The 25,850-nt window shown below is 55.9% G+C and carries 26 protein-coding genes and 1 pseudogene; 7 read left to right on the top strand and 20 right to left on the bottom strand.

What is annotated here, in order from left to right:
* Position 1 precedes the first annotated feature (1 nt).
* The 6 genes from rsgA to nagA form a co-directional block, all read right to left on the bottom strand.
* Positions 2 to 1,027: a ribosome small subunit-dependent GTPase A gene (rsgA, locus tag JDEN_RS01155; RefSeq protein WP_015770534.1), complete on the bottom strand. Its 1,026-nt coding sequence runs from the start codon at positions 1,025 to 1,027 to the stop codon at positions 2 to 4.
* On the bottom strand, positions 1,024 to 1,812 hold the full coding sequence (locus JDEN_RS01150) for an ABC transporter permease (RefSeq protein WP_015770533.1): 789 nt from the start codon (positions 1,810 to 1,812) through the stop codon (positions 1,024 to 1,026). Before JDEN_RS01150 ends, rsgA begins: the two co-directional genes overlap by 4 nt.
* Positions 1,812 to 2,552 carry an ABC transporter permease gene (locus JDEN_RS01145; protein ID WP_226926617.1) on the bottom strand — a complete coding sequence of 247 codons (741 nt, stop codon included), beginning with the start codon at positions 2,550 to 2,552 and terminating at the stop codon, positions 1,812 to 1,814. Before JDEN_RS01145 ends, JDEN_RS01150 begins: the two co-directional genes overlap by 1 nt.
* An 8-nt stretch (positions 2,553 to 2,560) precedes the next feature.
* Positions 2,561 to 3,535 carry an ABC transporter ATP-binding protein gene (locus JDEN_RS01140; RefSeq protein WP_015770531.1) on the bottom strand — a complete coding sequence of 325 codons (975 nt, stop codon included), beginning with the start codon at positions 3,533 to 3,535 and terminating at the stop codon, positions 2,561 to 2,563.
* A 20-nt stretch (positions 3,536 to 3,555) separates the two neighbouring features.
* The gene (locus tag JDEN_RS01135) at positions 3,556 to 4,482 is read right to left on the bottom strand and encodes a hypothetical protein (protein WP_015770530.1); all 927 of its coding nucleotides are present in this window, start codon (positions 4,480 to 4,482) and stop codon (positions 3,556 to 3,558) included.
* Positions 4,483 to 5,046: 564 nt separating this feature from the next.
* Complete coding sequence (gene nagA / locus JDEN_RS01130) at positions 5,047 to 6,195, bottom strand: N-acetylglucosamine-6-phosphate deacetylase (protein ID WP_015770529.1); 1,149 nt, start codon at positions 6,193 to 6,195, stop codon at positions 5,047 to 5,049.
* Positions 6,196 to 6,284: 89 nt separating this feature from the next.
* Between nagA and JDEN_RS01125 the strand changes: the two genes are divergently transcribed.
* A complete protein-coding gene (locus JDEN_RS01125; RefSeq protein WP_015770528.1) occupies positions 6,285 to 7,496 on the top strand; it encodes an amidohydrolase in 1,212 nt (403 codons plus the stop codon).
* Between the two features lie 82 nt (positions 7,497 to 7,578).
* Here the strand turns inward: JDEN_RS01125 and JDEN_RS14280 are convergent, their stop codons facing one another.
* Entirely contained in the window at positions 7,579 to 7,743 is a 165-nt protein-coding gene (locus tag JDEN_RS14280) for a hypothetical protein (RefSeq protein WP_169304086.1), read from the bottom strand.
* On the opposite strand from JDEN_RS14280, the pseudogene JDEN_RS14275 reads away from it, so the two are divergent.
* Positions 7,738 to 7,866: pseudogene (locus JDEN_RS14275) on the top strand (MFS transporter); the annotation flags it as partial. The gene JDEN_RS14280 and the pseudogene JDEN_RS14275 overlap by 6 nt on opposite strands.
* Before the next feature lie 145 nt (positions 7,867 to 8,011).
* On the opposite strand, the gene JDEN_RS14270 reads toward JDEN_RS14275, so the two are convergent.
* From JDEN_RS14270 to JDEN_RS01085, 7 genes are all read right to left on the bottom strand, one after another.
* The gene (locus JDEN_RS14270; protein ID WP_015770526.1) at positions 8,012 to 8,653 is read right to left on the bottom strand and encodes a hypothetical protein; all 642 of its coding nucleotides are present in this window, start codon (positions 8,651 to 8,653) and stop codon (positions 8,012 to 8,014) included.
* A complete protein-coding gene (locus JDEN_RS01110) occupies positions 8,650 to 9,819 on the bottom strand; it encodes a hypothetical protein (RefSeq protein ID WP_143713212.1) in 1,170 nt (389 codons plus the stop codon). Before JDEN_RS01110 ends, JDEN_RS14270 begins: the two co-directional genes overlap by 4 nt.
* Before the next feature lie 88 nt (positions 9,820 to 9,907).
* Positions 9,908 to 10,621, bottom strand: coding sequence for an ABC transporter ATP-binding protein (locus JDEN_RS01105; RefSeq protein WP_169304085.1), 714 nt, complete (start codon positions 10,619 to 10,621; stop codon positions 9,908 to 9,910).
* 613 nt (positions 10,622 to 11,234) lie between these two features.
* Positions 11,235 to 12,428, bottom strand: a complete 1,194-nt coding sequence (locus tag JDEN_RS01100; RefSeq protein WP_015770522.1) for an ABC transporter permease — start codon at positions 12,426 to 12,428, stop codon at positions 11,235 to 11,237.
* The gene (locus JDEN_RS01095) at positions 12,425 to 13,120 is read right to left on the bottom strand and encodes an ABC transporter ATP-binding protein (RefSeq protein WP_015770521.1); all 696 of its coding nucleotides are present in this window, start codon (positions 13,118 to 13,120) and stop codon (positions 12,425 to 12,427) included. Before JDEN_RS01095 ends, JDEN_RS01100 begins: the two co-directional genes overlap by 4 nt.
* On the bottom strand, positions 13,117 to 13,995 hold the full coding sequence (locus JDEN_RS01090; RefSeq protein WP_015770520.1) for a hypothetical protein: 879 nt from the start codon (positions 13,993 to 13,995) through the stop codon (positions 13,117 to 13,119). The genes JDEN_RS01095 and JDEN_RS01090 overlap by 4 nt, the downstream gene beginning before the upstream one ends.
* A gap of 18 nt (positions 13,996 to 14,013) precedes the next feature.
* The gene (locus tag JDEN_RS01085; protein WP_143713210.1) at positions 14,014 to 14,463 is read right to left on the bottom strand and encodes a hypothetical protein; all 450 of its coding nucleotides are present in this window, start codon (positions 14,461 to 14,463) and stop codon (positions 14,014 to 14,016) included.
* A 1,069-nt stretch (positions 14,464 to 15,532) separates the two neighbouring features.
* Here JDEN_RS01085 and JDEN_RS01080 point away from each other — a divergent pair.
* The 3 genes from JDEN_RS01080 to JDEN_RS13580 all read left to right on the top strand — a co-directional run bounded on the left by JDEN_RS01080 (position 15,533) and on the right by JDEN_RS13580 (position 19,954).
* Positions 15,533 to 17,896, top strand: a complete 2,364-nt coding sequence (locus tag JDEN_RS01080) for a rhamnogalacturonan lyase (RefSeq protein WP_015770518.1) — start codon at positions 15,533 to 15,535, stop codon at positions 17,894 to 17,896.
* Positions 17,897 to 18,076: 180 nt separating this feature from the next.
* Positions 18,077 to 19,753, top strand: coding sequence for an FAD-binding dehydrogenase (locus JDEN_RS01075; protein ID WP_015770517.1), 1,677 nt, complete (start codon positions 18,077 to 18,079; stop codon positions 19,751 to 19,753).
* 12 nt (positions 19,754 to 19,765) lie between these two features.
* A complete protein-coding gene (locus JDEN_RS13580; RefSeq protein WP_015770516.1) occupies positions 19,766 to 19,954 on the top strand; it encodes a hypothetical protein in 189 nt (62 codons plus the stop codon).
* On the opposite strand, the gene JDEN_RS01070 is transcribed toward JDEN_RS13580, so the two are convergent.
* A complete protein-coding gene (locus JDEN_RS01070; protein WP_015770515.1) occupies positions 19,898 to 20,698 on the bottom strand; it encodes a metal-dependent hydrolase in 801 nt (266 codons plus the stop codon). The genes JDEN_RS13580 and JDEN_RS01070 overlap by 57 nt on opposite strands.
* Before the next feature lie 210 nt (positions 20,699 to 20,908).
* Here JDEN_RS01070 and JDEN_RS01065 point away from each other — a divergent pair, with 210 nt between their 5' ends.
* Positions 20,909 to 21,451, top strand: coding sequence for a matrixin family metalloprotease (locus JDEN_RS01065; RefSeq protein WP_015770513.1), 543 nt, complete (start codon positions 20,909 to 20,911; stop codon positions 21,449 to 21,451).
* Between the two features lie 72 nt (positions 21,452 to 21,523).
* Positions 21,524 to 22,126, top strand: a complete 603-nt coding sequence (locus JDEN_RS01060) for a hypothetical protein (RefSeq protein ID WP_015770512.1) — start codon at positions 21,524 to 21,526, stop codon at positions 22,124 to 22,126.
* Positions 22,127 to 22,218: 92 nt separating this feature from the next.
* Here the strand turns inward: JDEN_RS01060 and JDEN_RS01055 are convergent, their stop codons facing one another.
* The 5 genes from JDEN_RS01055 to JDEN_RS01035 all read right to left on the bottom strand — a co-directional run bounded on the left by JDEN_RS01055 (position 22,219) and on the right by JDEN_RS01035 (position 25,843).
* Positions 22,219 to 23,220: a TIGR03557 family F420-dependent LLM class oxidoreductase gene (locus JDEN_RS01055; protein WP_015770511.1), complete on the bottom strand. Its 1,002-nt coding sequence runs from the start codon at positions 23,218 to 23,220 to the stop codon at positions 22,219 to 22,221.
* A 136-nt stretch (positions 23,221 to 23,356) separates the two neighbouring features.
* Positions 23,357 to 24,145 carry an SDR family NAD(P)-dependent oxidoreductase gene (locus JDEN_RS01050; protein WP_015770510.1) on the bottom strand — a complete coding sequence of 263 codons (789 nt, stop codon included), beginning with the start codon at positions 24,143 to 24,145 and terminating at the stop codon, positions 23,357 to 23,359.
* Positions 24,146 to 24,230: 85 nt separating this feature from the next.
* Entirely contained in the window at positions 24,231 to 24,443 is a 213-nt protein-coding gene (locus JDEN_RS01045; protein ID WP_015770509.1) for a hypothetical protein, read from the bottom strand.
* Positions 24,444 to 24,540: 97 nt separating this feature from the next.
* The gene (locus JDEN_RS01040; protein ID WP_015770508.1) at positions 24,541 to 24,900 is read right to left on the bottom strand and encodes an antibiotic biosynthesis monooxygenase family protein; all 360 of its coding nucleotides are present in this window, start codon (positions 24,898 to 24,900) and stop codon (positions 24,541 to 24,543) included.
* A gap of 7 nt (positions 24,901 to 24,907) precedes the next feature.
* A complete protein-coding gene (locus JDEN_RS01035; protein ID WP_015770507.1) occupies positions 24,908 to 25,843 on the bottom strand; it encodes an HpcH/HpaI aldolase/citrate lyase family protein in 936 nt (311 codons plus the stop codon).
* Positions 25,844 to 25,850: the final 7 nt, after the last annotated feature.

The raw sequence follows: 25,850 nt of genomic DNA, 5'->3' as shown, positions 1-25,850 counted from the left end.
GTCACGAGCTCCCGTCAGCTCGCCCCTTCGCCTCCATGACGACTCGTTTTGCCGCCCGACGACTCTTCGTATCCCGGCGCTCATCAACGCGAGAATATGCATTCTTCCGTCGAGCCTGATGAGCAATCTCTCGTTCAATGCGGTGGTAGTTGTCCAGCCTGCGCGGATCAAGGGCTAGCTCATCAACGGCTCTTTGAACCGCGCATCCCGGCTCCGTGGCGTGCGCACAATCTGAAAACCGACACTGTGCAGCAAGGGATGCAATATCATCGAACGTTGCCTCCAACCCTGCTTCTTGCGCGGTCATACCCACAGAACGAAGTCCTGGAGTGTCAATGAGACTCCCCAGACCTTCAATAGTGATCAACTCACGACGCGTCGTTGTATGACGCCCCCTCCCGTCACCACGCACCTCACCTGTCGCAAGCACTGGCGCCCCAGCAAGTGCATTAACCAGGCTGGACTTTCCGGCACCTGACGGGCCAAGAAGAATAAACGTGTCCCCCGGACTGATCAGCCCAGCAAGCACGTCAAGATGATGGCCGGTCTCAGAACTGACACTGATGACCTCTACACCACGCGTCACACTCTCTACCTCAGTCACCACATCATGGTCAACCAAATCACTTTTTGTGAGGAGAACAATAGGACGCGCCCCACTCGCCCAGGCGAGCGTAAGCATCCTTTCAATCCGTCGATGATGAGGTTGAGGGTATGCCGGTTCCACCACAAACACTGCATCAACGTTTGCCGCCAACACCTGTTCCTCAGAAGTTCGGTCCGCACTATGGCGACTCAGCTCCGTACGGCGAGGCAACACACTCACCCACGTCGAACCGTCAGTAGCAACCCAATCCCCTACCGCACAACCTGAAGCAGGAACCACGCACACAGCATCCTCTAACGCAACATGAACCACCGTGCGCTCTACCCGAACAACACGACCAGGGAAAGCCCCGGCCTCTGACAACGGATTGCCCTGCCACTCCGCCTCACGTTGTGCATCCCACCCCAACTCCGTGATCACCAGATATCCTCTCGTCTCCGACCCTCGCGAATGGCTCGGACAACTGTTGCGCTAGTGAGCACTCCAACAAGGAGCCATCCTCCACAAACGACTAGTTCGCGCATGAGGAAAACTGACACAGCGGAAAAATGTTGGCCACTGGCGAGCCCGCGCATAGCCTCGATCGCACCGGTGAATGGCAATACATACGCAATGCTCTGAAGCACCGTGGGGTAAGAGGACAAGGGAACAACTACACCAGCCGTAAGAGGAAGTAAGCCTTGCACAATATTTGAAACGAAATACGGGTCACGCAAACCAATTGAAAGCGTTGAAACACCAATCGCTGCCAAGCTTGCGCAAAACGCAACAAAGGGCAAAAAAGCGAGGATAGAAAACAGAGAACTTGCATTATTCTCAGCGGCCATAGCAAATACGACAACTGACGAAAGCATTGCAACGACAAGACCCAGGATTGCCGAAACGCAGACTTTACTCAACCAGTATGGTGCATAGTAGAAGCGATATATGAGCATTTCATTTAGCACTCCTAAGTTACGATCTCTAGTAACTTGTCCGACGGTACCCGTTATAATCGTTAGCCCTAATGCCAAGACTATAGCAGAATAAGCAACAGAAATGAGATCAACGCTTCCCACAGAAGCAGTAATAGCAACGAGGAGAATTACCTCAAACAAAGGAACAAAAATCAACGATGTCACCGCAGTAGAACTATTAGTAAGTTCAGGACTCGACACCTTCGAAATCTTCAACGCCGTTTTAATCGGATCATACAAGCCGTTCACTAGACCACCTCCAATGAACCTTTAAATCGTGCTCGATCCAACGCCGCGTTCATCGCATTATGCGAAAGATAAAACCACACTACTACGACACCTAAGCACAATAATAAAAGGGGAGCTAGATCCTCACGCTGCGGCTGCTCTAGCAAAATTCTTACCGCTGGAGTGGTCGGCAAAATATACCGAAAATAGTCCGCTCCAATCCACAAATTCTCGGGAACTCCGAAGACACCACTTAAGAGCACGAACGGCACAGCGAGCAAACCCTCGTAGGTGATCGCGTTCGGAGTAAGCACGAAAACCGAAGCCACCAACGTTGTGACTGCCAAGCATGACAACCAAAGTGCCGCGACGCCAACAAGCAGTGTTGGCCAAGAACTGATCTCTGGAAAATTTCCGAATAGCATGCCCCCCAAGGCGGCCAAGGGGAAGGCGAGAACACCAAATGTCGCTGCGGACGCAATAAGTGGAAGTAACGTTCGTGCTGGAGAGCTAGGAGTCATAACGAGATAAACAAGTGTACCTTGGAAGCGTTGATAACCAACTATCCCAGCAGCGACTGTACAAACAGTCCACATCCCGACAACTGCAGAGCGTATCCATATCGTCGAGGTATCGCTTCCAACTACCTCATTCGCTACGAGCATTTGTAACACCAAAATTGACAGAGTTGAACTGATCAATAGTTGTGAGAAATATGAATTGCGACTGAATAAGCGCGTATGAAACCAGAGCATTCGCATGAATGACATCATATATTCACCACCTCGTCCACAAGCGTGAGGTAGCTTTCCTCCAAGGTAGCTGGACGGGTGTGGAAATCTTCAGGGACCGAACCACGCAATTCCTCGAGCACTGTAGAAACTCTTTCAACATAAGGAAAACCCTCCCAGGGGAGGTATAAATACGTTCTATTTCCTCTAGTTTCACTTCTAATTTGCCCCAGACCATTAATCGCCTGCAACACTTTCAATTCACGATCTAGTAGCTCAGAGAGAGATAACGTGGTGATGGTTGTAATCCCTGAGTGCTTTGCTATAGCCGCAACATCGCCGGTGATCTCAATCTTTCCGTTCATGATAAGTGCAATTGAGTCCGCTAACTGTTCAGCTTCAAAAAGATAGTGTGTCGTTAACAGAACCGCGGTTCCTGTCGAAGTCAATTCACGCACCAGTTGTCTGACGTCGCGGGCCGCCTCCGGGTCCAAACCAACCGTTGGTTCATCAAGAAGTAGAAGTTTAGGTTCATTAAGCAACGCCCGAGCAATATGCAATCGCTGACGCATTCCTCTTGAGAACTCTTCTACAGGACTTCGACTGACATGTGTTAGCGCGACAGCATCTAACGCATAATCGACTCGACGCGCACGCTCACGACGAGGAACATCCAGAATATCTGCGAAAAAGAGTAGGTTATCCCTAGCTGTTGCACGAAGATAAAACCCACGTTCTCCTCCTAGAACCAACCCGAGCCGCGAGCGTGCTTCCTGCGGAGATTTCACGGCGTTAATGCCATCAATTGTTATTTCACCTCCAGTAGGCATTAACAGTGTTGATATCATTTTTATCGAAGTTGTCTTTCCCGCCCCATTCGGTCCAAGTAAGCACAACGTTTCGCCAGGGTCTATACGCAGGTTGACTCCATCAACTGCGTTGATTGATTTCTTTTCCCCCTTTGAACGAAACTCTCGTCTAAGATCGTTAGCAATAAGAACAGTTTTATTCATAATTATACCTTTCTTTTTAATTAATAGTATTCTCGACTAACTGTCAGCCCAAGAGGGTCTATGTCGACTGCTTCGAGTTGATGCTCCGCCTGTTCCATCATTCCTAATTCAGCATAGCTCGCTATGATAATTTCCCTAGCTGAACGCAATCTTTCTGGAGAAGCTTCATGCACAATTCTATTAATTGCAGCCTCGGCCGTACAAATCGCGTTCTCATAGTCGCTCTGCAAAAACTGTGCATATGCAAGTGCTGACTTCGCCTCGCTCAAGTACTCTAAACAGTGAGTTTCACAGAACTCAGTATTCTCCTCCAGAACCTTCACTGCTTTATTACCATCATCGGCGGCAACTAGCAGCTGAGTAATATTTATATTCTGTTGCGCTGTGTATCTTGCTAGTTCACCTCGCTTAACCTTATCCAGGTCCTCACCCGGCACTAACGAACGACCTCTAACCACCTCACGTTTCGCTGCTTCAAATTCACGCATTCCCATCAAGGCCAGCGCACGGAGATTTGCGGTAACGGACTCCATCGCTAAGCAGTCCCCTTCACTTATCTTCCCGCAAACAGCAGCCCGTGCCATGGATTCATCAAGGCGCTCTAGGATGTCGAGACCATGCTTGGGTCTGGAAAACCGCTTAATTTCTGAGGCAGCCAGTCGATGCTGCGCCATAAAACAGTGTAAAGCTCCAGCTTTCTTTTGGTTACTAGCAACATTAAAAGCTTGTCTACAACTTTCGTCGCCATGCGCTGCAAGTATCACCCCCGAATAGAGTTGCACTCTATAATCTTCGTTGGTAAGTATTTCTTCGAATCGTGAACGAACCACCTGATAAACTAACTCGTAGTCGCCAATAAGTAGCACGCAAGCGTCAAGTAGGGCTGCAAGATTCGCAACCGAGACTTCACTCAAATAGCGACGATTTTCTTCACGTGAAATCTCCACTGACCAGCGAAACTGTTCGTTATGAGCCTCGTAAAATATTGCAGGGTCATTAAAACGTCTAACTCCTAGGTCCGTGAGGTAATAAGGTGCCGCGATTGTCCGATTATCTGGACCGTCGTCTCCCTCTCTCGCAGCTACCTCAAGTCATTCAGTGAATCCTGGAGCAACTTTCTCACGGCTATGCTCTTCGAGTATTTGTACTGCACCATCAATAAAGTTTGTCACACTATGCCCCCTTCGCTGTTGTGATCATGAGAAGGGTCGGTACGCGCTGGCGCGTACCGACCCTCAGGTGATGCTAAATCAACGTGGACTTTGGTGAGCCCAAGCCGATAGAGTCGACGCGAAGGTTGCACCCTTCTTCGACTTGAGACGATTGACAACTTTGTCGATGCGTTCTATTTGCTTAACGCTCATGTCGCCCCTTCCGTTGAGCAGAGCCTTGGGCTTAGCCCGCCCCCTGCGCGCTAAAAGGACCGATCGGTTCCAAGATGACAATACTCGCGATCATGTGATCTTTCAACAGACTTTGTTTCCCTCCCGAATCGCCGATTAACACCGAGATCACCCCACCGAGTCGCGTGCGCTCAACACCTCCCGAACACGCACATCCGCGTCCAACACCACCATGTCGGCGCGCGCCCCCGGCGCGAGCACCCCCACATCAGTACGCCCCAACACAGCAGCTGGGGTACTCGTTGCCGCAGCCAGCGCATCAGACAACTCAACCCCCGCCTCATGCACAGCAAACTGAACAGCACGGTCCATCGTCAACGTGGACCCAGCAATCGCGCCGCCCTCAACCAAACGAGCCACGCCCGCGCGCACATCAACAGCAAGCCCACCCAATTCCCACCGGCCATCACTCATATCCGTGGCAGCCATCGCATCTGTCACAAACACCACCCGGCCAGGACCAGCCACACGCATCGCATGCGCCACCACGCTGGGATGCACATGGACACCATCACAAATCAACTCCACCGTCACCCGTTCATCAGCCAGTAACGGCACGATCGGTCCAGGCTCACGGTGATGAATCGGGCGCATCGCATTAAACAAGTGCGTCACATTCGACACCCCTGCCTCAATAGCGGCACTCACCTGCTCACACGATGCATCGCTATGCCCAAACGCAGCCACAACCCCCCGGCGCGCACACACCCGCACTGCCTCCAACCCACCCGGCAACTCCGGTGCCAGCGTCACCATGACCACCACACCAGGATGCGCATCGAGAATCCCAGCGACCTCTGCCGGCTCCGGAACCCGCAACAACGACGGAGTGTGCGCTCCACGCTGCGCCGGAGACAACCACGGGCCCTCTAAATGCAACCCGGCCAACTCGCCAGACACCACCAACGGGGCCAGCGCAGAAATCGACCCAGCCAACCCATCCAACGAATCCGTCACCAACGAACCCACCAACGTGGTTGTCCCATGCCGCCGATGCGTGGCCAACGCAACACGCGCCTGCCCAACCACGTCCTCACCGTCACCAAAAGCGACACCACCGCCACCATGACAATGAATATCCACAAACCCGGGGGCGAGCACAACATCGCCCAACGCCCGCACAGGGACCGCCGAAAAATCAGCAGAAACAGGACCCGAACCAACCGCAACGATGGACGGCCCTTCAACAGCCACCCACCCATCCACAAGAATGGTCGAGCCGGTAAATACCCGGGAAGCAGTCAATACACGCACCATAACGTGACACCTTTCTGTGGTGAACACCGACCTCCCCAGGTCAGTTTCAGGTTACCGGATCGACACACGCCCCAGGTAGGTTGGAGGTCATGTCTGACATCGCCATCATCCACGGAAAAGTTGTTCCTATCACCGGTCCCGACATCGACAATGGGACCGTTCTCATCTCCGACGGAAAAATCGTTGCCGTCGGAACTGACATCACCATCCCCGACAACACCACCATCATCGACGCCCGCGGGCAATGGGTACTGCCCGGCCTGGTCGAAGCCCACGGACACATCGGGATCCAAGAAGAAGCCAACGGTCCCGCTGGGAATGACACTAATGAGATGACTCGCCCGACGACTCCTGGTGTGCGGGCGATTGATGCGGTGAACATTGAAGATGAGGGTTTCCGCGACGCACTCGCTGGTGGTGTGACCGCTGCTGTCATTAAGCCGGGATCGGGCAATGTCATTGGCGGGTTGTCGGTGGCGTTGAAAACGTGGGGTGGGCGCACCATTGATGAGCAGGTCATTGCGCCTGAGGTGTCAGTGAAGTCTGCTCTGGGGGAGAACCCGAAGCGGGTGTATGGCGGTAAGGACAAGATGCCATCGACCCGGTTGGGTGTTGCGTTTGTGCTGCGTGAGGCGTTTGTGAAGGCGCAGAATTACCGGGCGAAGCGTGATGCGGCTGCGATGAAGGACGAACCTTTTGACCGTGACCTGGACCTTGAGGTGTTGGTGCGCGTGTTGGAGGGTGAGTTGGTGTGGGATCAGCACACGCACCGTCATGACGACATTGTTACCGCGATTCGTCTTGCTGAGGAGTTTGGGTACCGGTTGGTGGTGAATCACGGTACTGAGGGTGGCAAGATCGCTGATGTTTTGGCAGAGAAGGACATTCCGGTGATTTTTGGGCCGATTATTACCTCACGGTCCAAGGTGGAGTTGCGTGATCGTAGTGTTCGCCAGTTTGCGGATATGGCTGCTGCTGGTGTGCGGCTTGCTATCACCACTGATCACCCGGTGGTGCCGATTAATTTGTTGATTACTCAGGGGTCGATGGCTGTGCGTGAGGGGGCGCCGCGTCAAACAGTGTTGGAGGCGATGACGATTAATCCGGCTCGTTTCTTGGGGTTGGATGACCGCATTGGTTCGTTGGAGCCTGGCAAGGACGCCGATGTTGTGGTGTGGTCAGGTGACCCGCTGGATGTTCATCAGCGGGTTGAACACGTCGTGATTGACGGCGATCTGGTGTATACGTGGAATGAGGACACGCATAGCGCAATCATTGCGGAGCGTTCTGAACGGTTCTAACTGACCTCGTCAACACCCGCGTTGTTGGTGTGTGGCGTGTACCCCGTGGTGTGGGGTGCACGCCATTGTTGTGTGCGGTGTTTTACCGGTCGCGGAGGGCTGCGTCGAGGGCGATGAACGCTTGGCGGGCATCGGCGAGCGCTTGTTGTTGGTGGGGGGTGAGTTTGTCGATCCCGTGGTCGATTGCGCCTGACCAAGCGGCGGCGATGGCGAGGTGTTGGTCGAGGGCGTAGGCGGTGGGGTGCAACTGTCCATGACCACCTACCTCGTCGGCCTCGCCGTTGGGCAGCTCATCATCGGCCCACTGTCTGACACACTCGGACGCCGCCGACCACTGCTCCTCGGCACATTCCTCGCCATGCTCGCCGCTGTCGCCGCAGCACTCGCCCCTCGCTGGTGGAATCATCATCCCCACCCTCGGCTGGCGCGCCGTGTTCTAGGTCCTCGCAGCACTGACCGCACTCACCTGGTTCGAAGCGCTCACCCTCACCACCGAAACTCTACCCACCACCAACTCACGCACCACCAATGCTCCCCTGCCGTCCACCACGAAGAGCGTCAGCCGTTGACACCCATGGGCGCCGAACAAGTAGCCACAGTGCCAGTCCCAACCCCCATACTGCGAACGCGAAAGCCCAAGAGAGTGCATTGTTGACTGGCGGGCCACCTAGATTCCACCACTGACCGCCGCCGTTGAAGCTGGTGAAAAAGGTGAGCGCCAGGAGTGCCACAAGGACTGGCACCCAAGCCACTGCGAACCGTACGAGCGCACCTGCGATGATCCCCACACCACACAGTGTCAGGTAGAGACGTGGGAATACTTGTGGATCAGATTGACCTGCCACGATTTCCACAACGAAGATCAGTGAGCTTCCAGCGATAGTGAGAAACACGATGTAGTTCGTGTTCCAACGGCTGACGGCACCAGTGTCGTTCCATTGCGGTTCCGCGACTCGTGCGTCACATGCCCCCAGCGCGACCATTGCCATAATGCCGACGAGCACAAATCGGAAGGGGATGTGGACGCCCGCATCAATTCCTGGGATAGCAAGAACCCGGTCAGCGGTGAGGTATTGGCTGAAAAGGAGGGCCGCCACCCACATCCATGTAACAGTGAGTCGGTGTGCACGCACGTAACGCCACCCATCGGCAATCACGAGTCAGTCTCCTGTAGCTCTACCCGTTCTTGACGGATGCTGTTTACCCATTGGGCTTGGAGGTTATCTGGTAAGGAAAGGACTCTGTTCATTTCGTTGATGTCGACCCCGGGTGGTGCAACTGATTGACGGACTGTGGAGGTACCAATGAGTCGCGCTTCAAGCCACAGGGCCTCGTTGGAGTACAACTCACTCCAACGAGTGAGTTCCTCATCGCTCATATGGTCAGGAACGGTGATTGTGCTACTTGATTCCATGATGGCCGATGCTATTGCTGGAGTAATGGACCACATGGACCCTTCGATGAGGTAGAAACCTGTTTCGTCTGCGTTCGGTAACCCTCGTTCATTGAGTTCAGTGCTGGGTAGTGACCATGATCCGGGCAACGTTGCGCCTCGTGACATCAGCCCTTCAATGTCACTGATGTAGGCGGAGTTTTCTTCCCACACACAGACGGCGAAGTCCTCGCCCACACACACGGGCGGCGTAGCTGATGTGCGTGGAACCACGATGTTACCTGTCATGTTCGCCATGAGCCCCACACCTGCAAGTGCTACTACCCAGGGAATGATTGAATGGCCTGTCACGTACCCGTTGCGCGAACGCGATGTCAACCATATGACGCATCGTACGGCCGTGAACAAAGCAAAGACTGCACCGAGAACGAGTAGCCACAGTTTGGTTGTGGACAACTGTTCAAACGGGTACGCGCCCAACTGGTTGAAGGTGGCTCCGCGTCCGTCAGTGGTCATTGTCCAGGTGAAGAAAACGACGCCAGCAGACAGTGGAGCCGCAAGCCAAGATGGCCGAATAACTATACCGACAACAGTAGCAAAAGTGATGGCGTAGCCAAGCCCACACAGGTAGAGCAACGCGTAGGACAATTGCAGGCTACCTCCACCCACGTGTGGCAACGTTTTCGTCACCGTCACAGCGACAGAAGCGCCAACCACAATAGTTGCGACTCCCATCCACACGAGAAGTCGGACGGTTGTCAGCGTACCTAGGGCACGTGACGATGTTGCGTCACCGTGTTGCCATCCCCGCTCATGAGAGCGGCTTTCACTGTAGGCAATTACCGCCGCAAAAAGGGGTGCAACCGCATAAGAAGCGACTTGGACCGCAACGCTCGCACTTGGCCAGTTGGTGACCCACATGCCGTTCATCCACCACGTTGAAATCGCCCATTGAAGGGTGACCGCGCAAAGTACAAGACTGAGAGTGAGGGGGCTGAAGACAAATCGGAGGGCTACTTTACCCACGCAGCACCCCTGGGTGTAGAGCTGCCATGTATCCACGTTCCATGGGGCTGTCCCCCATATCCTGCGCGTCGACGGGGATTTGGTCGCCTAGCTGTGCAAGTTCCTGAGGGGTTCCGTCAAAAAGTACCGCCCCTTTGTTGACGACAAGCACTCGGTCGCACAGTGCACGAACCTCTTCAACAAGGTGTGTCGACACGATTGTCGTTGCGTGTGGCCTCCTGCGGATAGCGGCCCGAAAGTCGAGCCGCTGAGCGGGATCCAGCCCCACTGTGGGTTCATCAAGAAGAAGAATGCGGGGGTCACCAATGAGGGCGGATGCGAGCCCTACACGTTGCCGCATACCTCCAGATAGCTTTTTGACAGGAACTGTGGTTTGGTCGGCAAGCCCAACCTCAGCGACGATCTCAGGCACCTGTGTTCGGCGCTGATGGCGTGAGACCCCTCGCTGCCAACCTGCGTAGTGAATAGCATCCTCAACCGTAAAGTCCGGATAGAACGCCACGTCTTGGGGCAGGTACCCAATGGTGGTGCGAGCCTGTCGTATCGATCTGACACCCCTGAGCTCTTGCCCGTCGAACTGCAATCTACCGACACTAGGCCGCGTCGCAGTGGCAATAATCCGCAGCAGGGTACTCTTCCCTGCCCCGTTTGGCCCCAACACACCAGTAACCCCTGGACCAAATGTTGCATCCAGGGGCCCTAGCACGTTGTGACCACCGTAGCTATGCGCCAGTCGCGCTGCACTAATATGCATATGTGGGCACCAAATCAGTCTTATTTACTACGCCAGTTCACTTCCGCACTCCGCACGCCCCAGCGAGCCTCGTTGCTGTCCAGCGGAGAGTATTTCTTCTTTGCAGTAACCGGCTTAAACGGACCGGAATAGTCTGTCTGCGAACTTTGGTCAACCCATAGTTGGACACGGCCCGATTTTGTCGCAGGATTACAGTAGCTAGCCGACTTGCCATCACAGAGCAATTTCGGTTGAAATAGCTGCCACACGACTCCCCTTCAAATGCTTAGAGAGCTCCATGCGCGATCTAAGCATAACCATCAACACACATGCCTCGCAAGTATAGAATCGGGCATACTTCCACTTCGCCCAATAGTTTCCCTGCGGGAACTATTGCTATGTATTACTTCGCACCTTCGCCCCCTGCTCCAAGGGATTTCGATGCCGGAGGTAATCCCTATACGCGACGAAGCAGCAACCCAATACGGCATAGTCGATATTGAGCGAACTGGTGAGGTGCAACTCCTTGCACAACAGGCTTTAGGTGACAGGTTTGCGAAGTGTGGGTATCCATCGATCAGTTCTCCTACGCCCGAAGCGCATCTGCCATATTGAGGCGAGAAGCGACAACGGCAGGTGCGAGAGCTCCGAGGAGGGTCGTTGCACTTGCGGCAACCAGCCCCCACAGCACAGCCTCCCACGGCACACCTGGCGGAATGATCGCAGAGTTCTGAGCAATAAGGTTCGGCACCCACAGGTGAACGCCAACGATGACAGTTGTTACCGCAAGCGCCGATGCGATGACCCCGATACCCAGCGAATGCAGGAGAACTTGCCACGTGAGGTCACTGCGGCGGGCACCGAGCGCCCGCCGCACGACAAACTCGTGGGACCTCTCCCGCACAGAAGATAAACCAATGTTGAGAATGCCAAGACCTGACACGAAAAGCGCAACAACAGCTGCGATAAGGAACCCTTGTTGCTGGCTTTTCAATTGCAGGAGAAGGTCATCAACCTGATCGAGTCGGTTAAGCCCTTGAGGGTCATGCGTCATTCCCAGGAGACCTACTGTGCGCGTTGTGAGTTCTTCAAACATTGTGCGAGTCGCAGTCGGGTGGTGAACAACAAGAGATGCGCTCAAACTTGGGGAAATCTGTTCCCGAATCGTCAACACGGCAGGAAGCGAAACGTAAATCTTCGGTGTGCTTTCACCGTCAGCAACGACACCAACCGTGAGCGTGGCGACTGGCGGTGATCCTGACCCAAATGACAGGACGGGGGTGCCTCCCACGACACCTAAAAGTCCTTGAGCAGCCTCATTGATGACGATTTCAACCGGGATCGTGTGTTCTTGAGAAATCCATCGCCCGTGGAGGATCGGCAGCCGCTTCACCTGGGTGAGGTCACCGGCAACAAAAGTCGTGTCGACAAAAATAAACGGCGCGTAATGCGGCCCATTTGTTGTTGGTGAAAAACCGGTCGACTCCGAGGTTGTAGCTGTGATGACCACAGCTGCCCCAGGCGCCGCTATCCGCGCAGCTTTGACAGAACGAACTATCTGTTCAACGACTGGTAGCGGACCATCGAGTTGGGTGTGCATGGTGGTCAAGCGCCCGTAACGTTGCTCAGATGCGGCAAGGAAAACCTCTTTTGTCACCCCCGCGACCGTAATAATTGCGACGACTGATAAAACACCGATGAAAACAGAAAAAATAGCCAGCATATTGCGTATTGGATGGGAGATCATGTCATCGCGGGCATGACCAACATTACGGATCATCCACACTCCTCAGTGAGCTTGCCGTCATGCATGACGGCCCGCCTGTCCATACGGTTCGCGATGGCAGGGTCATGGGTAACAACAATCAGTGCGGCGCCTTGCGCTTGAGTTGCCCGTTGGAGAATGTCGAGCACAGTATCAGCTGTTGTCGTGTCAAGCGCCCCAGTGGGTTCGTCAGCAAGGATCAGCGCAGGATTGTGCACGAGGGCCCGCGCTATAGCAACACGCTGCTGCTCTCCCCCAGATAGATGCCGCGGTTTTGACTGTGCGCGCTCAGCGAGTCCAACCAGCTCAAGAACGTGAGAGACACGTTCCTTCCTGTCCAACCGCGAAACCCGGGTCGCGTATCGCATCGGGAGTTCAACATTTCGACGCGCTGTGAAATGCGGGACAAGTGAATACGACTGGAAAATGTAACCAAGGGAGGCATTGCGTAATGCCGCACGCGCCGAATCACTTAATTCATTGGTCTTCTTATCGAGAATGGTCAGCACCCCGTCATCAGGCGGTGACAGCAAACCCAGTTGGGAGAGAAGGGTCGTTTTCCCTGACCCTGATCGACCCACAATAGCAAGCGACTGACCAGCGTAGACGGTTAGATCCACCCCACGAAGAATGGGGAGTTGCGAACCTCCCGGCAAGTGAAGTGTTCGGCGTAACCCTGACGCCTGCAACACAACATTACTTGTCATTGGTTTGTGATCTCCGGGGTGAGCGTTGGTCCATACAAAAGCACTGCATCGCCTTCTGATAGCCCGGAGATAACCTCAATGTTGATCCCGTCTGTGATGCCGAGCTCAACATCTGTAGTTACCGGGGTTTCCCCTTGAAGTAGCGCCACTTTTCCGCGCCCCACCACCCCTGATACTGCTGTGATAGGGACTGTGAGTGTGTCTTTTTCCCGCGCAATAGTGATCCCTAAACGCCCAGGTAGACCATCAGTGAGCCCGGCTGATTTTTTTATCAGACATGTGACAGTCAGTGTTGCAACATCAAGCTCTGTTGTTGAAGAGTCGAGTTCTGTTGCCTCGGGGCGCACAGATGGCACAGGGGTACAAGTGTCAACATCAGGCCCATGGGGGAACTGAACACGCGCGGATTGGGGGGAATCGTTCACCATGAAAGCTGACTCCAGGGGGACCTCTCCTCGCACACCAAACCCTTGATATTTGATTGTTACTGCAGGAATTCCTTGCTGTACGGGGGTGAGGTCAGCCACCGGAAAATCTGTGATGACACCGGCTGCTGGGGTGCGTATTTCGTGGCTACCTTGCCACCCTATAACCTGGTTTTTCTCAACAACGGTGCCTTCTTTGATTCCTGATGCGTAACGCACCTTGCCTTCAACCGGGGTAAGAACAGTGAACTCTACTTGTGCAATAGCCTGCACAGGAGCAGTCACTACAGACGTAATGTCTCCCCGTGCCACATACGACACCACTGGCACAGATGAGGGTCGCGTTACCGCACCCTCAGCAGTTCCCGTCGGACCGCAGGACGAAACAGTCAAACCAACGAAGAGGGCCAACGCAGCGCCCAAAGTACGAACAGAGAGGTGAACCATCATTCTGTTAGACCCTCGGCATTAGGAGCAATTAAGTTTCACGTCCTGCGCGATGCTTGAGCCATCGCCCAATCTAGCTTTATCGAGGACGCTTTGCCGCCAGTCAATAGTTGACTCATCAAGGTAACGAGTAAACGCCTCGTCTGTCAGAGATCCCTCTAGGAGAGTCAAAGCTTCATCAGCGGCATTGGGGTCTTCTTCGTTGATTTCGAGCCACTGCTCTTCCCACATGCAGTACCACTGGGACGCAGCAAAACTTTCCCCATATCCCTTCTCATAGTTCGAGAAACCCATCGTCCCGTCAGGCTGTTGTTCTTTCACTGCCGCAGGGAATGACGGCGCCTCACTGCCAGAGGGGAAATCTAGTTTTTCGATAAATGCTGAGTACTCTTTGCGCGCACCCTCATGATCGAGAACATCACTATTTACAGGCCCAGCATCACTGCACCCGGCAACACTGGCGGACGCCAAGAGGACTACAACAATTACAGAATGCCGTCGGAAAGGCATGAAAACTCCTTGATAGTTACAAACCCTTGCGCCACTGATCCTCGATTGATCTGCGGCGCAAGGATGAAATCTAGTACGTGAGCGTACCAGCCCAGTTCTTGTCTGCTTGGGATCCACAACATGCCGACATTCTGAAAGATTGCCCCGCAGGCACCCCAGAACGTAGTGTCTTCGTCGCGTAGGAGTTATTCCACAAAACCCCAACAGATATTGCTGTATTGCTATTCGCTACGAGCATTCTCAAATTGAGGACGCTCACGGGCCCTGCTTGATAGAGCAGGTCAGTCGGAGCGAACTTGGTCGACGACAGCGTCGTTGTGCGGACTTTCGAGTAATTCGTCCAACTAGAGCCGCTAACAGTTCCAGTTAACGTGGTTGTTGCCGCGAAAGCACCTGATCCTGTAGCGATTGCAACTGCCGTGAGGATCGCGATTGCGGCTTTACGTGCCTTGGATATTCTTCTCCTTCATCTGAGGATGGATGGACATCTCTGGCCGATCGCTCAATAAGCTTGGAGGATTGCACATCTTCGTACAGCGCTAACTTCCCACACTTTGAAAAGGACCGAGCGCTCGAGACAGCATCAATATAGTAGATAAAACTGATGCTACACAAGTAGCAAAATCGACATGTTTCTTTGTTCGCCCAATAGTTTCCAGTTGACAACCTCTGCGACTCCAGTGTGAAACCATCGGACTGGTATGCAGTAATACATCAAGCGGGACGTCGGATCGAAAAGCATCTGCAACCCGTCACGTCAGCCGGTGACTTGTCTCCATCGTTGAAGAACCGCGTCATAGTCGCGCACAAACGGCGCCCTGTCAACGAAACGTCGATGCGCATCGGTGGAAGGAGCATTCCCCGGGCACTTCTCCCCTCCTGTGCGGTGTTGTCAGTACGGCAACCCGAGGTCAACGATGAACCCACGACGCACCTGCTTTCCCACCCTGCAGTTCGCGCACAGATGACAGCGTCGGGCGTGTGCCGTTGTCGCGCACCTGTTTCATTCGTTTCCCATTAAGGAGATCCCATGAGGTCATCCCCTCGGCAAGGCCGGTGGCACGCATTTGGCGCGGCCACGGCAACACTTGCGCTGGCTGGAACATCGTTGATTGCTGTTCCAGCGAGTGCTGCACCTGTGTCACTGTCGTTCGATTTTGGTACCCAGTCGTCCCCCGTTGCGTCAGGGTATACCCGGGTGTCACCAGATACCACGTATTCGTCTTCCCGTGGCTTTGGGTTGACGTCGTCAGTGGATTCTCGTGATCGTGGCGCCGGGTCTGACGATGTGCGCCGTGACTTTGTCAATGCCACGTCCATTGGGTTTGTTGCTGATGTTCCTAACGGAACGTACACGGTGACGACTTTGTCAGGTGACATGATTGCGACAAGCCGCACTGACTTCACCATTGAGGGCCGTGCAATGGGGCATGGTAACGCTGGTCGAGGTTCGGTGACCGGGGTCGTCCACAAGGATGTGGTGGTCACTGATGGTCAGTTGACGCTGGTTGCATCGGGGTCGAGCCCACGGTTAAATGCGGTGACTATTACTGGCACAGCAACAGGTGGGGGTACGTCTCCTGCTGGCGGTCGCGAAGTTGAGCGGCTTGATCGCGGCGCGGTCGCTGTTCCGCACGCGTCACGTGGAAACTTGGTGTCGTGGCGCCTGGTGGCTGATGACCCGGCGACCGTGTCATTTAACGTGTACCGCAATGGGTCCAAAATCAATTCAACTCCGATCACGGATTCGACGAACTGGCATGATGCGGGTGGGACCCCCGCCTCGTCATACGAAATCCGTAGCGTCATCAACGGCAAAGAAACCGCCGTGGCCACAGGTCTGCGCGTGTGGGGCACAGGGTACCGTTCGGTGAAGTTGCAGAAACCTGCCGGCGGGAAAACCCCTGATGGCGTGAGTTTCACGTATTCGGCGAATGATGCGTCAGTGGGTGATCTTGATGGTGACGGCACCTACGAAATGATCGTCATGTGGTCGCCCAGTAACGCAAAGGACAACTCCCAGTCGGGGTACACGGGTGAGGTGTTCCTTGATGCGTACAAGCTGGATGGAAAACGGTTGTGGCGTATTTCGTTGGGGAAGAACATCCGTGCAGGCGCGCACTACAGCCCGTACATGGTGTATGACCTCAATGGTGATGGCCGTTCTGAGGTGGTGCTCCGCACCGCTGATGGCACCCGTGATGGTCAGGGCACCGTCATTGGTGATGCATCGAAGGATTACCGCAGCTCTAAGGGCTACGTGTTGTCGGGGCCGGAATACCTCACCTTGTTTGACGGACTCACTGGGGCCGCAAAAAGTACCATCAACTATGTCCCTGAACGCGGCAAAGTTTCATCCTGGGGTGACAGTTACGGCAACCGTGTAGACCGGTTCCTCGCATCAGTGGCTTACCTGGACGGAAAAACGCCATCCGTCGTGTTCCAACGTGGCTACTACACTCGCACCGTCGTCGCAGCATTCGACTACAAAGGCGGCAAGCTTCAGCAGCGGTGGGTGTTTGATTCCAACAATCATTCTGGGACTGCAGGTAACGGTAACCACCAGCAGTCTGTTGCTGATGTCGACGCCGATGGTAAGGACGAGGTCATTCTGGGTGCGTTGGTTCTTGATGACAATGGCACGGTCCTTCACAACACGAAGGCCGGTCACGGTGATGCTCTTCATGTGGGGGACTTTGATCCCGCCCGCCCGGGTATGGAAATTTTCATGGTCCATGAGGACATGAATAAGTCGGGCAATAAGGGTTCGACGTTCCGTGACGGAAAAACTGGGAAGGTGCTGTGGTCGACCCCAGCTTCGTCGGACACTGGGCGTGGAACCACGGGGGATATTGACCCCCGTCATGCGGGTGCTGAGTCATGGGCGATGAGTAACCCACGGTATTTGATGAGCGCTGCAGGACAGCAGATTTCCTCATCAACCCCTGCCGCGAACTTTGTTGTGTGGTGGGATGGTGACCTTTTGCGCGAAATTGGGGATCACACCTATAACTCGTCGTTGGCGGCGGGTGTCCCCACTATTTCGAAGTGGAATTGGAACACGAACAAGTCGGAACGGTTGGCAACGTTCACGGGTTCATTGACGAATAACACCACCAAAGGCACCCCAGCCCTCCAGGCAGACTTGTTTGGTGACTGGCGTGAAGAAGTGGTGTATCGCTCCGATGATTCTGCGGAGTTGCGGATTTACACCACCGCGATCCCCACATCGCACCGGTTTGTCACTCTTATGCAAGACCCCACCTACCGGGTGGCTGTGGCGTGGCAGAACTCTGGTTACAACCAGCCTCCGCACACAAGCTTTTTCCTCGGTGAGGGGATGAACACTCCACCTGCCCCACAGGTGAGTTTCACGGGAGGCAAGGGCCGCTAGCCGTCTAGTTCCTCATTGCTGACGAGCCCGGTGTGCTGCTGACAAGGCAGCACACCGGGCATTGTTCTGTGCGGTACGTTCCGGCAACACGGGCATTCGACGCTTAACTTATGTTCCGATTCCCTCTAGGCTGGGCATCAGGGTCCGTGTTGTGTGGGGTAATGGTGGGGAGTTGTGTCTGTGGCCAGCATTTTTGCGCGTGAGTTCACGCCTGATGTGGTTGTCGTGGGTGCTGGTTTAGCGGGTCTCGTCACTGCGTGTGAGCTTCTTGATGCGGGGGCGCGGGTCACCATTGTGGACCAGGAATCTGCGGGGAACTTGGGGGGTCAAGCCTGGTGGTCGCCTGGGGGGTTGTTCCTCGTGGGGACCCCTGAGCAGCGCCGTTTGGGGGTGAAGGATTCCCTTGATGTGGCGTTGCAGGACTGGTTTGGTAGTGCAGGGTTTGACCGCCCGGAGGATTATTGGCCGAGGAAGTGGGCGCGTGCGTTTGTGGAGTGGGCGGCGTCCGATGCCCGGCCGTGGCTTTCTGAACGTGGGGTGAAATTGTTCCCTATTGTGGGCTGGTCTGAGCGCGGTGGGGCAGGCTCCATTGGTCCGGGAAACTCTGTTCCCCGGTTTCACCGGGTGCGGGGAACGGGCCCGGCGCTGCTTGCCCCGTTCATTGAGAGGGTGAGCGCGGCTGCTGCTGTGGGTCGGGCAGAACTGCGGTTTCGCCATCAGGTGGATCACCTCATTGTGGAGATGGGTGCGGTTCGCGGGGTGTCGGGGTCGGTGTTGATTGACGATGCGGCACCTCGCGGGGCGTCTTCCTCACGTGAGGTGGTGGGGGCGTTTGATATTCGTGCGGGTGCAGTGGTGGTCGCGTCGGGTGGTTTTGGGGGGCGCAGGGAGGCGGTGGAGTCTGCGTGGCCGGCACGGTTAGGGGCTGTTCCGCGCACGATTCTTGCGGGGGTTCCTGCCTTCGTGGATGGGCGGATGCTGGATATCGCCGAGTTCAGTGGTGCGCATCTTATTCATGAGGACCGTTTGTGGCAGTACGCCGATGGGGTGTCGCACCCGTCGGGGGTGTGGCCTGGTCATGGGGTGCGGTTGGTGACGGGGCCCAGCCCGTTGTGGTTTGATGCCCGTGGGCATCGTTTTCCTGCGTCGGTGTGGCCGGGCAGTGATTCATTGGGGGCTTCTACACATCTGGGCGCTACTGGCAGTGACCATTCGTGGCTGGTGATGACGCGGCGCATCTTTGATAAGGAGGTGTTTGCCGCCCAGGGTGATCTCACCGTGGATTTCACGGAGAAGGATCTTGCGCTTGTTGCGCAACGGTTGAGACGTCATGCTCCACGGCCGGTGGATGCGATCCGGGATGCGGGTCTTGACGTGATTTGCGCGGACAGCGTGGATGAACTGGTGGTGGGGATGGCTGCCATGGAACCTGAGACAACTCTTGATGTGGAGCGGGTTCGTGCTGAGGTGCGTGCGCATGATCGTGAGGTTGCGAGCGGGTTTGGGAAGGACGCTCAGATCATGGCGACTCGTCATGCCCGCACGTATCGGGGGGATCGGCTCATGGGGGTGTCCTCACCGCATGCGTTTCTTGACCCGCGTAACGGTCCTCTCATGGCAATCAGGGTTCGGTCGCTAACCCGAACAAGTTTGGGCGGGATTGAAACCAACCTTGACTGTGAGGTCCTCACCGAGGATGGCGTTCCTCTTCCTGGTTTGTATGCGGTTGGTGAGGCGGCTGGTTTTGGTGGCGGCGGGATGCATGGGTACCGGGCGTTGGACGGCGGTTTTCTCAGCGGTTGTGTGTTTACTGGTCACCGTGCGGGTCAGGTGCTTGCCGGACGGCTCCGTCACTGACAAGATGAACCTATGGCTAGTGTTGTTGTTCTTTTTGCTGTGGGCGGGCTGATCGCTCTAGGTGTCCTTCTTGCCGGGATCATTGTTTTTGTAGGGACCCGCAAACGTGATGTTGTTCCGCCCGCAACCACGGTGACCAACCAGTCATCGGGTGAGCCCACCGGAGACCGTGGCGAGCCACACCACAACGTCGAACCCTAACCACTGACTTACTGCCACCCACAGTAACCACATGGTGAGCAGTGACAGGAGTAGTTCCTCGCGTTTAGATCCTGAGTCTCCCAGGATCGGGATGGCAAGGTTCCCGTTGGCGCGCCATACATCTGACAGTAGTGGTGCGCGCCGCCACCATTTGGGTGGCTTCATGACGAATGGCCAGGTCACGGGGATACCCCCGGTGGTGACCAGGTCCCCCACGAGGTGCGCGGCGTACCCAATGACAACCGCTGAGGGAAACCACACCCAGTCGTTGGATGCGAATAGCACGACACACGCCGCGAGGACAACGCTCGCGATCCATGTCATCACGCGCCCTTCGGTGAGGTTGAGCGCGCGCAGTGCGAACGCGCACAGCAAAATTGCACCAACCCCAGCCCCCACGTGAAGTGTGCCCACTGATTCCACAACGTGTTGAAGTTGCGCCGCGCCCACGGAGGCTGCCCCGGCGAGCCCTAAACCGAAGAGGGAGTGGGTGCCTTTTCGGTGCCCACCGGACAAGTTTTCGCTGAGTTTCGCGGCGAGGTTGGAGATCGGCGGCAAAGAATGCGCGATCGTTCCGTTGTGGTGGTCAATGTCGGGCAAGAGTGCAGCTCCGGCGGCAACGACCATACCGGCGGCGAGACCTGCGTTGTCGAAGGGCCCAACGAGCCCTAACGTACCGGGTACGGTTCCCGCGAGTGCAACCCAGGCGGCCGCGCCTGTTGCGGCGTGGGAACTGCCCATCATGGTGTGTTGTGTCCTGCCTGTCGATGCGCGTGGTGAGTATGGCGCGGGGTGGTGGTTGGTTGCTGTGGCAAGCATAGGTGCAGGTACTGACATTGTTTGGCCTGGCCAGTGGGGTGACCTCCCCATGGACGCTTCGCCCGTTCTGGGAGGTCTTCGGGTGAATTTTGCGCGCATCTGTAAGAACGGTCACAGTGCGCACACAGACAGGGCATGAGATCGTCACACATTTACACAGCAGTCTTGACCGCTTGCGTAGTTGCTTTGACGTTCATCGTTCCCACCCCCGCTTACGCCTACACCACCAATAGGTGCGTGTGGTCATCGAAATCGTTGCGTATTAACTCCAGCGGAGTGTCTGGGAATTATTTGAGCGCCCTGACAACAGCAATTTCGAACTACAACGTCCGAACGGACGTATCGCTCACTCGGACCACAGCGAGTGGTCCAGTGTTTCGTGCTCGCGTGGATAACTATGGCAAAACAGGTTGGGATGGCCGCGCTCAGGTCAACTGCCTGGCTGGCACCGTGTCAACCCGCAGCGCAACAGCTCAGATCAACTCCTACTACCTCAAGTCTTCCACGAACACGAACCGCCTCAAGGTGCTGTGGCTTCACGAGTTAGGCCACTCATTGGGCTTAGGCCACGTCTCAAGTTCGTACCGGATCATGTATCACAAAACGTCCACTGTGTACAACAACGGTGTGACTGCGTTGACCACAGACGAGGTGAACGGGATTAACGCGTTGTACTAGGCACCCACATGGCGCCTTTCACCCAGGCCGAACGCGCACGGCTTCACTTTTATTGAACAGAAAGACCTGACAATGCGACTGAACAAACACGTGACGGCAGTTGTCACTGTGGTGGCGGCGTGCGCTTTAGCAGGGTGCTCGGCGTCGCTCAATCCGCTTGGCGGGATGAGCCAAAGTGACTACTCACGGGTCGAATACTACGACTCGCTGGAAGACCTCCAGGCAGCTTCTGATGCTGTGGTGGTCGGGATTGTGACCGACCAGGAAGTGGTGTACGACATCGACGATGTCACACCATTCATCTTGTCCACTGTGGTGGTGCAAGACACCATCCATGGTGATGTCCCAACAGACAGCATCATTGTCCGTCAAGCAGGCGATAGTCCAAGCCAAGACGAGGAAGCTTTGACCCCGGAGAACACCTACGTTCTCTACCTCACAGAGTCCGGGTTGTCCGGTGACAAGGCTGAACATTTCTATGTCACGGGGGTAACGGCTGGTATTTACACCGGTGATGTCCCCGAGCAGGATACGAGCACCGTCGAACCAGACCTCCTCGATGAGGACGTGCTCGAGGAGGCAACATTCGAACAAATCGCCCCAGACACCCCGGATAACATTCCCAGCGACATCACCGTTGAGGTGGTGGAAACCCCAGAGCTTGCCGACCAATAGGCCCCGAGGTCGGTCAAGAGAAGACAGCGGCTCTGCGAGCACCCTCCTGCGCGCAGAGCCGCTGTCGTTGGTGAACAACCAGTGACGGTGTGCTACCGGCTAAGTTTGGGCAGCACCTCAGAACCAAACACCTTGATCCAGTCCTCCTGGTTACGCCCCACGTTATGCAGGTAGATCCGGTCAAATCCGAGGTCAACAAACTTTTGAATGTGCGCCCGGTGCTCATCGGGATCCGACGAGATGACCATGCGACCTGTGAAGTCTTCGGGACGCACAAGTTTCGCGATCTGTTCAAACTCAAACGGTGAACGTATGTCAGCTTTGGGGAACTTCATGCCCCCGTTGGGCCACTCCGTCATCGCGTTGGTGAGTGCTTCCTCATCAGTGGCCGCCCACGACATGTGGATCTGCAGAACCTTCGGCATGGTGTCAGGGTCACGACCCATCTCACGTGCGCCATCGGCAAACTTCCCAAAGAGCATGTCAATTTTTTCCAGCGGAGCACCAACGGTGATGAGCCCATCAGCGTGTTTGCCAGCGCGTTTCGCGGTGACTGGCCCCGCCGTGGCCACCAAAATCTCTGGCGGAACTTCAGGCATGGTCCACAACCGGGTTGATTCCAAGGTGTAAAACTGGCCGCGGTGCTTCACATCCTTCCCGTTTTTCGATGCGTGAAACAGTTTCTTGATGATGTCGATTGCTTCAAACATTCGATTAATACGTTCCGGCGCTTCTGGCCAGTACTGCCCCACGATGTGTTCGTTCAGAGCCTCCCCCGACCCCAAACCCAACCAGTGCCGACCCGGATACATCGCGGCAAGCGTCGCGGACGCTTGCGCAACCATGGCCGGGTGCCACCGGAACGTCGGGGCTGTCACCCCTGGCCCAAGGTCACCCGTTGTCCGTTCTCCCAACGCAGACAACACATTCCACACGAACGCGGACTGCCCCTGCTGTGGAACCCACGGTTGAAAGTGATCAGCAGCCATAACACCGGAAAACCCGTGCTGTTCTGCCAACGCCGAATAGGTGATGATATCGGTGGGGTGGAACTGTTCAAGCATCGCTGCGTAACCGATAGTGAGGTCGCTCATGAGTCTCCTTTGTGTTGGCTGCGGGGCACCATCACCCACGCTGGGAGTGGTCGTCTGATACTGACAGTACCGGCAACGTCACCCGGATTGCTGGGTGAGGGGCACATCGGCTAGCGGGTATCAGTGCCGATGCCCGTCATGATTGGGCGGGCAGGCGGTGAGTTTTCGTGTAGGACGCTTGCGCGACCGGGCGAACAACCAGTGAATCCACGTTGACGTGTGCGGGTAAGGACAGCGACCAGCGGATAGCTTCGGCGATATCAGCTGCGGTCAGAGGGTTTGGCACACCCTCGTACACGGCGTTCGCTTTGCCCTGATCCCCAGCAAACCTCACCAAAGAAAACTCCTCCGTATGCACCATCCCCGGGGCAATCTCCATCACACGTAACGGTTCACCGACCAGTTCGAGGCGCAGGGTGCGGGCAGCCACCCGCTCCGCGTACTTCGCAGCCACATACCCACCTCCCCCTTCATACGGTTCGTGGGCGGCCGTTGAGGTCACCACAACAATCGACCCTGCGGTTTCCCGCAACGCAGGCAACAACGCGTTCGTCATACGAACAGTGCCCAGCACGTTCAATTCATACATGCGCTGCCACTGGTCCAAATTCGCGGCATCCACACGGTCAGACCCCAGCGCCCCACCAGCATTATTGACCAGCGCATGGATGGGACCATGTGCCGTCAGAGCATCAACAGCAGCAGCCACACTGTCCGGGCTGGTGATGTCAGCAACCACATAGTCACACCCCGTCTCAGCCGCCAACTCAGCAAGGCGGCCCTCGCGGCGAGCAAGCCCCGTGACCAACCAGCCGTCCGCAATCAGTGCGCGCACAGTTGCAGCACCAATACCTGACGATGCGCCTGTCACCACGGCACGTTTAGTGGGTGTTGCTGGGGTGGGGTCAGTGCCAGGCGTTGTCATGAGGTTTCCTCCAGAGAAGGTTGGGGTGGTTCGATAACATTGGTCAAAGCGGTGTCACCACAGCAACTGCACAAGGGCACGAGGGCTACCGTTCCTGACGGTGACGCTTCCACGCGCGCACTGACTCTGCTGGCGCATGGAGACAGGGCAATCGGCGGGCAGATTTGATGTCATAAGCACGGGCACGCCCGTTATCGAAAACAAGTAAGCCTGGACCGCCTTCGGCACCAGCGGGCGACAGTTCGACCTTCACACCGTAGTGCAGAAGGAGCTCAGCAATCCCTTGCTCAAATCCCATGGCTCTAGCATGGAGGTTTTATGTTAGTCAAACAACCAGATCGCCAATTATGGCGATCTGGTTGTATTACCTGTTCAGAGTGCAGGGATTGTTGTGTTTAGAACTCTACAACCTCAAATTCGAGGAGTTCAGCCCCCGTGGCGACGGGTGTTCGCGGCTGCTCAGTGTCTCCGGTGGGGTTGGCGCTGTGGGCACCGCCATCAGAGCCACCTTCACGTGTGCCGCCGTTAGCGTGTGCGTCTTTTGCCCGGCCATCGCGCCAGCGTTCAAAATCAGTTTGGGATGCCCACTGGGTTACCACAAAGTATCGTGACTCACCGGCTGTGGGGCGCAACAGCTGGAACCCTTCGAACCCTGGCTCCGAATCGACCATGTGTTTGCGTGCGGCGAACCGTTTCTCGAGTTCTTGACCTGCACCGTCAGGGATGGTGATGGCATTGATTTTGACGACTGACATATCTCTCCTAGTTTTTCCACAGGCCGTAGGTGTCGGCGAGGTTCGCAACTTTTTGGGCACGGGCGAGGCGTGGCAGGTAGGACCCGTCCGCAATGTCCACGCCGCGTCCGCGTTGCGCTTGTTCGTGTTGGGTGATGAGTTCCCGCGCCCATTCGAGTTCTTCCTCGCTGGGGGACAGTCCACGGTTCACGTCGTCGACCTGGTCAATGGTGAGGCACATTTTCCCGGTCATTCCCATGCGTTGTGTGACCCCACAGGCAGCCAGTACGGCGTCTACGGAGTCTGTAGCCGCGGGCGGGCCGTCGATAGGGCCGGGGAGTTTACCCACGCGGGACGCGACGACAAGTTTCCCTCGTGCGTAGGCTAACGCCATGGGGTCTTCAGTGGCGCCGGTGTCTTTGCGGAAGTCGTTGACACCGAAGGCGAGCCGGAAGGTTCCGGGGGCGGACGCGATCGCGGTGGCGTTTTCCACGCCGAGCGCCGATTCGATGAGAGCGATCACGGGGGTGCCTGCGTGTAACCGCATGGCGGTGAGGGTCACTTGTTCAGGTTTTTCCGTTTGGGCGAGCATGACACCGCGGAGCCCTGGGGTTTGGATCAACGCTTCGAGGTCTGTTTTCCAGTGCTCTGTGTCCATGGCGTTGATGCGCACCCATGCAGATAGCCCAGTGTTCAGGGCGTTGACCACGTGGAAGCGTGCTTCTTCTTTCCGGTCGTCAGGCACAGCGGCTTCGAGGTCAAAAATGACTGAGTCGGCTTCTGAGAGTAGTGCCGGTTCGAACTGGTCGGGTTTGGTGGCGTTGACGAGCAGCCAGGATCGGGACAGGTTCGCGGGGAGTTTCGCTGCCCGTTCGTTGCGTACACGTGGCGTGTCAGGAGTGTCACCTACCGATGCGCGACCGCCTGGTGGTGGTTCGTGTTGCGTTGTGTTGTTCGTGGTCATGGCACCT

Source organism: Jonesia denitrificans DSM 20603 (assembly GCF_000024065.1).
In the GTDB taxonomy this organism is placed as follows: domain Bacteria; phylum Actinomycetota; class Actinomycetes; order Actinomycetales; family Cellulomonadaceae; genus Jonesia; species Jonesia denitrificans.
This window is presented reverse-complemented; position numbering and strand designations above follow the sequence as displayed.